Source organism: Microvirga sp. P4_A5 (assembly GCF_056402495.1).
This window is the reverse complement of sequence record NZ_JBFUHH010000006.1, coordinates 86,036-92,625: the sequence shown is the minus strand read 5'-3', so window position 1 is coordinate 92,625 and position 6,590 is coordinate 86,036. Positions and strand designations below refer to the sequence as shown.

Genomic DNA, 6,590 nt, shown 5'->3' with positions numbered 1-6,590 from the left:
ACATGGTATTCGCAGAAGGCTTCGCGGTTTTTTCCGACACTGTGTTTCACCCGATGGATCTGTTGGGCTTGCCTTTGCCACACTTGAGGGCCGCTGGCCAACCCGCCCGGGTGGAGGGTGGGAGCAAATGCCCTGCGCGCAAGCATGCCTAAACGTTAGGAGCCGTGCCGAAGCTTTACCACTTCAAAACCAGTTGGGACACTGGACAGAGCGTGTCCGATTTGCATCTATACCACCGCACAAAAGGCGCCGAGAGCGCCGTGAGGGACTCCGTCAATGAAACACATGCCAAAAATTCTGATGTCGGCAGCAATGGTCGTGACCATGGCGACATCGTTCTCCGCCGTTCAGGCCGCGACCCCGCCCGACACCCTGGTCCAGGCCTGGCAGATCGACGACATCACGTCCCTTGATCCGGCTGAGATCTTCGAGTTCAGCAACTCGGAAATCGCGGGCAACACCTATGAGCGTCTGATCAATTACGATCCGAAGGATGTTTCGAAGATCCACGGAGAGGTGGCCGAATCCTGGTCGGTATCCCCGGACGGCAAGACCTTCACGTTCAAGATCCGTCCGAACAAGAAATTCGCCTCCGGCAATCCGCTGACGGCAGAGGACGCCGTGTTCTCGCTGCAGCGCGCTGTCCTTCTCGACAAATCCCCGGCCTTCATCATCGGCCAGTTCGGCCTGACGAAAGACAACGTCAAGGACAAGATCAAGCAGACGGGCCCCCTCGAATTCACCATGGAACTCGACAAGGCCTACGCGCCGACCTTCGTCCTGTATTGCATGACGTCCACCGTCGCCTCGGTGGTCGACAAGAAGCTCGTGATGCAGAACGAGAAGGATGGCGACCTGGGCTATAACTGGCTCAAGACGAAATACGCCGGCTCCGGCGCCTTCGCGATCCGCGACTGGAAGGCCAACGAAGTCGTCGTTCTGGAGCGGAACCCGAACTCCGAAAAGAAAACTCCGCTCGCGCGGGTAATCTACCGGCACATCAAGGAAACCGCGACGCAGCGCCTTCTCCTCGAGAAAGGCGACGTCGATATCGCCCGGAACCTGAACCCGCAGGAACTCGAAGCAGTCGCCAAGAACCCCGACATCAAGGTTGAAAACGGACCGAAGGGCACCGTCTACTACCTCGGCCTGAACCAGAAGAACCCCAATCTCGCCAAGCCGGAAGTCCGGCAGGCGATGAAGTGGCTCGTGGATTATTCGGCCATCGCCGACACGATCATGAAGAACAAGGGCGAGGTGCATCAGGCCTTCCTGCCCAAGGGCTTCCTCGGCGCCATCAATGACAATCCCTACAAGCTCGACGTCGCCAAGGCGAAAGAGCTGCTCGCCAAAGCCGGCCTGAAGGACGGCTTCACGGTCACCATGGACACCCGCTCGACTCCGGAGATCACCGGCATCGCGCAGGCGATCCAGCAGACGATGGCGCAAGCGGGCATCAAGATCGAAATCATCCCGGGCGACAGCAAGCAGACCCTGACGAAGTACCGCGCCCGCCAACACGACATCTATATCGGCAACTGGGGTTCGGATTATCAGGATCCGAATTCCAACGCGGACACCTTCGCGGCGAACGACGACAACTCGGACACCGCAAAGGCGAAGCCGCTGGCATGGCGCAACGCATGGGATCCGGGACCGTTGACCGCGAAGACTCGCGCTGCCGTTCTTGAGCCCGATGCCGAGAAGCGCGCAGCCATGTACAAGGAACTGCAGGAAGCGGTCCTCGCGGACGGCCCCTTCGTCACGTTCCTGCAACAGATCGAAGTGATCGCGTCGCGCAAGAACGTCGAAGGCGTGGTCATCGGCCCGTCGTTCGACATGAACAGCGTGATGCAAGCCAAGAAGAACTAATTATTCAATGGCTTCATCGACAATGACACGAGGCGGAGGGCATCTCGGTGCCCTCCGCCTCTTGCTGACGCGAGTCGTCAGGTTCACGCTCGTGCTGGCAACGACCCTGCTCGGTCTCGTTGCCGTCACGTTCTTCATCGGAAGGGTCGTGCCCATCGATCCTGTCCTCGCCATTGTGGGCGATCGCGCGCCACCCCAGGTCTATGAGCGGGTCCGGCTGGAACTCGGCCTCGATCGGCCGCTCGTCGAGCAATTCGTCATCTACGTCAAGAAGGCCGTGACCGGCGATTTCGGCAATTCGGTGCTCACCACCAATCCGGTGATGACCGACATCATGAACACGTTTCCGGCAACGTTCGAACTCGCGACGCTCGGAACGCTGATCGGCACCCTCCTCGGCATCCCGCTCGGCGTCCTGGCGGCGGTGAGACGTGGGAGCTGGATCGACCAGATTGTCCGCCTTCTCGGTCTCGTGGGCTATTCGGTGCCGATCTTCTGGCTCGGCCTGATGGGATTGCTGCTGTTCTACGCCAAGCTCGGATGGGTCGAGGGACCGGGCCGGCTCGACGTGACCTATTCGTATATCTACACGCCGGTCACCAACATCGTGCTCATCGACACCCTCATGCAGGGGCAGATGGACGCGTTCTGGAATGCGCTCTCGCATATCGCGCTTCCGGCCTGCCTGCTGGGATATTTCTCCCTCGCCTATATCAGCCGCATGACGCGTTCCTTCATGCTGAACGAACTGGCGCAGGAATATGTGATCGCTGCGCGCGTGAAGGGTTTGTCCGAGATGCGCGTGATCTGGCGACACGCGCTGCGCAATGCCGCCGTGCCCCTCGTGACGGTCATCGCCCTCTCCTACGCCAATCTGCTGGAAGGCTCGGTATTGACCGAGACCGTCTTCGCGTGGCCGGGCCTCGGCCAGTACATCACCAACTCGCTGCAGAATGCGGACATGAACGCTGTGCTCGGCGGAACGCTCATCATCGGAACTGTCTTCGTGATCCTGAACCTCGTCTCCGATCTTCTCTATAACCTGCTCGATCCGAGGACCCGCTGATGGCCGGCGCCGCACTTGCGCAGCATCCGACAGGCGTCCGCGCCTGGCTGTTGTCTCCCGAACCCGCATCGCGCTGGCAAGCACGTTTTGGCCGGTTCTATCTCGGCTGGCGTGCGTTCTCGAAGAACCCTCTGGCGGTCCTCGGTCTTGCCGTGGTCCTGCTGCTGGTTCTGGTGGCGATCTTCGCCGACTTCATCGCGCCCTACTCGCCTATCGTTGGCGGCGATCTGCGCACCGCGCGACTTCTTCCGCCGAGCGCGGCTCACTGGTTCGGCACGGACGATCTGGCGCGCGACATCTTTTCGCGCGTCGTCTACGGCTCGCGCACGACCCTTTGGGTGGTCATGCTGGTGGCCATCATCGCCACGCCGATCGGCCTCGCCATGGGCACGATCGCCGGCTATCTGGGCGGGTGGGTCGATACCGTGCTGATGCGCATCACGGACATCTTTCTCGCATTTCCGCGTCTCATTCTGGCGCTCGCGTTCGTTGCCGCGTTGGGTCCGGGCATCGACAACGCCATCATCGCCATCGCGATCACGTCATGGCCCCCCTACGCGCGCATCGCGCGCGCCGAGACGCTCATGATCCGCAACAGCGACTTCATCGCCGCCGTGAAACTGCAAGGCGCATCGGCGCCACGCATCATCCTCGGCCACGTGGTGCCGCTCTGTCTCTCCTCGCTCATCGTGCGCGTCACCCTCGACATGGCGGGCATCATCCTGACCGCCGCCGGCCTCGGCTTCCTCGGCCTCGGCGCGCAGCCGCCGATGCCCGAATGGGGAGCGATGGTGGCGACGGGCCGCAACTACCTCATCGATCAATGGTGGGTCGCCGCGATGCCGGGCGCGGCCATCTTCGTGGTCAGCCTGGGCTTCAACCTGCTCGGCGACGGCTTGCGCGACGTTCTCGACCCGAAGGCCGCAAGATGACACAGAAGCTGCTCGAAGTCGAAGATCTCCGCGTCCGCTTCCACCTCCGCACCGGCATCGTCGAGGCGGTGCGAGGGGTGTCGTTCCATCTCGGCCGGGAACGTCTCGGCATCGTGGGTGAATCGGGTTCCGGCAAGTCGCAAACCGGCCGCGCCATCCTGGGCCTCACGCCTCCCCCCGGCGAGGTCATCGCCAAGCGGCTGACATTCGACGGAATCGACCTGCTGACCGCCTCGAAGCGCACATTGCGCGCCCTGCGCGGCGGGCGCATCTCGATGGTGATGCAGGACCCGAAATATTCGCTCAACCCGGTCATGACCATCGGCGAACAGATCATCGAGGCCTATCAGGCGCATCGCAAGGCGAGTTGGGCCGAGGCACGCGACAAGACACTTGCGATGCTGGAGGCCGTCAAGATGCGCGACCCGGCGCGCGTCTTCCGGCTCTATCCGCACGAAGTTTCGGGAGGCATGGGGCAGCGCGCGATGATCGCCATGATGCTGGTCACCGATCCCGACATGCTGATCGCCGACGAGCCGACCTCCGCTCTCGACGTGACCGTGCAGATGGAAGTTCTGCGCATCCTCGATGAGCTCGTGGCCGAACGCGGAATGGGCCTGATCTTCATCTCGCACGACCTGAAGCTCGTCTCATCCTTTTGCGATCGCGTGCTCGTGATGTATGCGGGCCACGTGGTGGAGGAACTTGAGGCGAAGCATCTTCGCGAAGCCAAGCACCCCTACACGCAGGGACTCATGAACTGCCTGCCGAAACTGAGCAGCGACGTGCGCCCGCTCCCCACCCTCAACCGCGATCCGGCATGGGCGCTGTGACGGAACCGATGCTCGATATCCAGAACCTCTCCGTGGTCTATGGCACGGGGCGCATGCGCGTCGACGCCGTCAAGGACGTCAGCTTTCAGGTGGAGCCCGGCGCCTCGTTCGGGCTTGTGGGCGAATCCGGCTCAGGAAAGTCGACGGTCTTGCGGGCCATCTGCGGCCTTGCGCCGATTTCCGCCGGCCGTGTCGTGGTCAACGGGAAGGCCGTGCCTTCCCCGCGCGACATCGGCTTCTATCGCCAGGTGCAAATGGTCTTCCAGGACCCCTACGCATCGCTCCACCCGCGCCACACCGTGGACCGCACCCTGTCCGAACCCCTCGCCATCCACGGCGAGAAAAAGAATGCCGAAGCGCGGATTCTCGAGGCCTTGCGCGAAGTGGGACTCGGTCCGTCCTTCCGTTTTCGCTATCCGCACCAGCTTTCCGGAGGCCAGCGCCAGCGCATCGCCATCGCGCGCGCGCTGATCCTGCGGCCGAAAATCCTTCTGCTCGACGAGCCGACCTCCGCGCTCGACGCATCGGTACAGGCGGAGGTTCTCAATCTGCTGGACGAATTGCGCGTGAAACTCGGCCTCACCTATGTGCTGGTCAGTCACGACCTCGCCGTCGTGGCGCATCTCTGCGACCGGCTTCTCGTCATGCGCCAGGGCGAAGCGGTCGAAGAAACCACCGCCAAGGCCTTGCGCTCGGGCGCGGCGGCGAACGAATATACGCGCGCTTTGATTCAGGCGAGTCAGGGCTTCGCTCGCGACGGCGTCCAGCCGGCGCTTCTTTAGATCGATCTTCCTGCCGTTCCTTCGTTTGGTGCACACATGTCACGCTCAGATCTGATGCCAGTCTTCGATGGTCACAACGACGTTCTTCTCCGGCTCATCCGCGGGAAGACGCATCCGGAGCGTGACTTTCTGGAAGGCGACAATCTCGGCCACCTCGATTTGCCCCGCATGAAGAAGGGCGGGTTCGTGGGCGGCTTCTTCGCCGTCTACGTGTCCTCGCAAGGCACGGGGCCCGACATCGACGACATGATGGCCAAACCGCAATATGACATCCCGCTGCCTGCGGAACTCGAACTCTCACCCAGCCAGCAGGTGACGGTGCATATGTCGGCCCTGCTGCTGCGCATTGAGCGCGCGTCGAAGGGCGCGGTGAAAGTCTGCACGTCGGCGGCCGATATCCGCGCGTGCATCGAGAACGGCACGCTGGCGACCATCCTCCACATCGAAGGCGCTGAGGGAATCGATCCGGATTTCTACATGCTCGACGTGCTCTATGGCAGCGGGCTTCGCTCCGTCGGCCCGGTGTGGAGTCGCTCGAACATCTTCGGTCACGGCGTCCCCTTCCGCTATCCGTCCGGACCCGATACGGGACCGGGTCTCACGGATCTTGGCCGGGAGCTGATCCGCGCCTGCAACCAGCGCCGGATCATGATCGACCTCTCGCATCTGAACGAGAAGGGCTTCTGGGACGTCGCAAAAATCTCGGACGCGCCGCTTGTCGCCACCCATTCCAACGCGCACGTGGTCTGCGCGCATTCGCGCAATCTCCTCGACAAGCAATTGGCCGCCATTCGCGAGAGCAACGGCATGGTCGGGGTGAACTTCGCCACGTCGTTCATCCGCCCGGACGGACAGCGCAACGAGCATACGCCGCTCGAGGAGATGATCCGCCACATGGATCACCTGATCGAGCATGTGGGCGTCGACCGTGTGGGGCTGGGGTCGGATTTCGATGGCGCGACCATTCCGGCGGACATCGGCGACGTCGCCGGGCTCCCGCGCCTCGTGGATGCGATGCGCCGGCACGGCTACGACGAGGCGACCCTGCGCAAGCTCTGCTATGAGAACTGGATCAACGTTCTGGAACGCACCTGGGGCCATTAGG

Annotated in this window: 6 protein-coding genes; all 6 read left to right on the top strand. The window is 62.5% G+C overall.

The annotated features are described in order from the left end of the window. The first annotated feature begins 276 nt into the window (after window positions 1–276). The 6 genes from AC1DVM_RS03865 to AC1DVM_RS03840 are packed head-to-tail and all read left to right on the top strand — an operon-like array spanning window position 277 to window position 6,589. Window positions 277–1,872: an ABC transporter substrate-binding protein gene (locus AC1DVM_RS03865; protein WP_477252171.1), complete on the top strand. Its 1,596-nt coding sequence runs from the start codon at window positions 277–279 to the stop codon at window positions 1,870–1,872. A 22-nt stretch (window positions 1,873–1,894) separates the two neighbouring features. Beyond that, window positions 1,895–2,938, top strand: coding sequence for an ABC transporter permease (locus AC1DVM_RS03860; protein WP_477252177.1), 1,044 nt, complete (start codon window positions 1,895–1,897; stop codon window positions 2,936–2,938). Further along, entirely contained in the window at window positions 2,938–3,870 is a 933-nt protein-coding gene (locus AC1DVM_RS03855; RefSeq protein WP_477252170.1) for an ABC transporter permease, read from the top strand. Before AC1DVM_RS03860 ends, AC1DVM_RS03855 begins: the two co-directional genes overlap by 1 nt. Next, window positions 3,867–4,703: an ABC transporter ATP-binding protein gene (locus tag AC1DVM_RS03850; protein ID WP_477252168.1), complete on the top strand. Its 837-nt coding sequence runs from the start codon at window positions 3,867–3,869 to the stop codon at window positions 4,701–4,703. Before AC1DVM_RS03855 ends, AC1DVM_RS03850 begins: the two co-directional genes overlap by 4 nt. Then, a complete protein-coding gene (locus AC1DVM_RS03845; RefSeq protein ID WP_477252167.1) occupies window positions 4,691–5,485 on the top strand; it encodes an ABC transporter ATP-binding protein in 795 nt (264 codons plus the stop codon). The genes AC1DVM_RS03850 and AC1DVM_RS03845 overlap by 13 nt, the downstream gene beginning before the upstream one ends. Window positions 5,486–5,521: 36 nt before the next feature. Then, the gene (locus tag AC1DVM_RS03840) at window positions 5,522–6,589 is read left to right on the top strand and encodes a dipeptidase (protein WP_477252165.1); all 1,068 of its coding nucleotides are present in this window, start codon (window positions 5,522–5,524) and stop codon (window positions 6,587–6,589) included. Window position 6,590: the final 1 nt, after the last annotated feature.